The following is a 391-nucleotide window of genomic DNA, read 5'->3' as shown; positions in this document are numbered from 1 at the left end:
CGATGAAACGCCCATGCAGTGAACCTGGGTGCCCCCTACTGGCACGTAAACCCGCAACCCGCTGCGCCAGCCACCGCCGCGAATCGCCCACCTACCTCACCCGCACCAACCCCGAGCGGGAACGCCGAGCGCGCATCGTCGCAGCATGGCGAGCCGAACACGGGAACTGGTGCCCCGGATACGGCGACCACGCCCCGCACCCAAGCGACGACCTCACCGCCGCGCACATCGCCGGCGCACAACTCGACCCCTACGGACCCCTGACCGTGCTGTGCCGCAGCATCAACTCTTCGCTCGCCAACCAGCCGGTGAAACCCGAGCTCATCCGAGGCAATATCACATCAGACGCATAAGGCCCCCAGGGGGAGGGGCGAAACGCCCCAGGCGCACC

At 68.0% G+C, this 391-nt stretch carries 1 protein-coding gene; it reads left to right on the top strand.

Translation table 11 applies throughout. The features are described 5' to 3' along the window. Positions 1-353, top strand: a 353-nt coding sequence (locus tag RMT89_RS41435; RefSeq protein WP_315888921.1) for a hypothetical protein, incomplete at its 5' end; no start/stop codon positions are given. Positions 354-391: the final 38 nt, after the last annotated feature.

Source organism: Streptomyces sp. P17 (genome assembly GCF_032436805.1).
GTDB lineage: Bacteria > Actinomycetota > Actinomycetes > Streptomycetales > Streptomycetaceae > Streptomyces.
The sequence above is the reverse complement of the archived record's forward strand: the minus strand, read 5'-3'. Positions and strand labels throughout refer to the sequence as shown.